Origin of the sequence: Allobosea sp. CER48 (assembly GCF_044752385.1) — a bacterium.
Lineage (GTDB): Bacteria > Pseudomonadota > Alphaproteobacteria > Rhizobiales > Beijerinckiaceae > Allobosea.
On sequence record NZ_JBIWYK010000501.1, the window covers coordinates 1 to 2,112 of the forward strand.

Here is a 2,112-nt window from a genome sequence, read left to right on the forward strand (position 1 = left end):
CCTCGATAGCCTCGAGCCGGAAGAGCTTGAGCTCATGGCGACGCAGCTCGGCCCGCGATGAGGTATCGTCGAGCTTGATCAGGCTCTGGCCGCGCTCGACCACATCGCCCTCGCGGACGAGGATCTCGCGGATCACCCCGCCTTCGAGATGCTGGACCGTCTTGTTCTGCCCGGTCGTGACGAACACCCCGGTCGCGATGACAGCGCCGGCGATGGGAGCCGTATTACCCCAGACGCCGAAGCCCATGATCGTCGCCGCCATGATGACGACGCCGCCCAAGGTCGCCGAACGGGTGCTGCGCGGCACGTCGGCGTACCAGGGCCGAAAAGCCATTTCCCTCGCCATGTCCCCACTCCCTCTTCCCTCGCTCCCAGGTCGATCCGAGGTTATGTTCAGTGCGGCTTCGACGGGCCGTTTTCGATGCTGCGTTTTCCGACGATCAACGGCAGGATGTCATCGCGCGCCCCGATGGCCTGCACCGCGCCGTCCTTGATCATCAGGATCTTGTCGACGCTGCGCAGGAGCGCCGGGCGCTGGGTGATCGCCACCACCGTCATGCCGCGGGCCTTGGCCCGCTCGAAGGCGCGCGCAAGCGCGACCTCGCCGAGAACGTCGAGATTCGAATTCGGCTCGTCGAGCACGACGAGGCGCGGATTGCCGAAGAAGGCCCTCGCCAGCCCGAGCCGCTGCTTCTGGCCGCCCGATAGCGGCGCGCCGTCGATGGCGATCTGCGTCTCGTAGCCATGCGCGAACTGCGCGATCATCTCGTGGATGTCGGCGATCTCGGCCGCCTCGAAGACATCGGCGTCGGAAGCGTCTTCCCGCATCCGCGCGATATTGGCCTTGATCGAGGCCGGAAACAGCTGAACGTCCTGCGGCAGATAGCCGACGTTCTCGCCGAACTGCCGCGGATCCCAGTTGCGCTGCTCCATCCGGTCGAGCCGCACGGTCCCGGCCGTCGGATTGATCGAACCGACCAGCATGCGCGCCAGGGTCGACTTGCCGCAGCCGGAGGCCCCTACGATGGCGAGCGAGTCCCCCGGCTCCAGGCTGAAGCTGATGCCGTTGAGGATGACCTTCTTGTTCGGCGGCGGGACATAAAGGATGCGCTCGACGTCGAGGCGCCCCTTTGGATCCGGCAGCTTCAGCCGGTCGAGATTGAGCGGCGAGGCCTGGAGCAGCGCCTTGACGCGCTGGAAGGCGGCACGGGCATGAATGAAGCTGCGCCAGCCTTCGATGGTGCCCTCGAGCGGCGCCAGCGCGCGACCCGCGACGACGGACGACGCAACCACCATTCCGCCCGTCAGCTGGCCTTCGAGCGAGAGCATCGCCCCCCAACCCAGCATCGCAACCTGCGTTCCCAGGCGGAAGAACTTGGAGGCGCCGGTCATCATGATGTTGCGGTCCTGCGCCATGACTTGGGATCTCAGCGATTCCGCCGTCTCGCGGCCCCACATCACGACGCCCTCCGGGATCATGCCCATGGCGTTGATGACCTGCGCATTGCGCGACATCGCCTCCGACTGCAGGTTCGCCCGCGTGGAAAAGGCGCTCGAGCGCGCAAAGGGGGCGGCCGTGAACTGCTGGTTCAGATAGGCGATCAGGAACAGCACGACTGCTGCAATGGTGACGATGTAGCCGAGATGCGGGTGGATCAGATAGACCGCCAGCAGGTAGATCGGCGCCGTCGGCGCATCGAGCATGGTCAGGATGACCGGGCCGGTCAGGAAGCTGCGGATCTGCTGCAGGTCGGCGAGCGTCTGGAATTCGCGGTTGGAACCGGTCTGGGCAGCCTTGGCGGCGGCGGCGAGCACTGGCCCGCCGAGGCGGCTTTCGACATCGACCGCGACGCGCATCAGGATGAAGCGGCGCATCATGTCGAGCAGCACATGCGCTCCGATCGCCAGCATCACGATCAGCGAGAGCATCATCAGCGTATCGATGCTGCGACTGGTCAGGACGCGGTCGGACATCTGGAACAGGTAGATCGGCACCGCCAGCACCAGCGTGTTCACCACCACGGAGAACACCGCCACGATCATCAGATTGTGCCGCGCTCCCGCGAGGCCCGCACCGAGCACCTGCTTGAAGTCCCGGTCGCCGAGGCGCTG

General features: G+C 66.0%; 1 protein-coding gene and 1 pseudogene. Both read right to left on the reverse strand.

The genetic code is table 11. The features are described 5' to 3' along the window. A pseudogene (locus tag ACIPIA_RS14840) lies at nt 1–346 on the reverse strand (biotin/lipoyl-binding protein); the annotation flags it as partial. 47 nt (nt 347–393) lie between these two features. Next, a partial coding sequence (locus ACIPIA_RS14845) for a type I secretion system permease/ATPase (RefSeq protein ID WP_400510659.1) occupies nt 394–2,112 on the reverse strand: 1,719 nt, incomplete at its 5' end.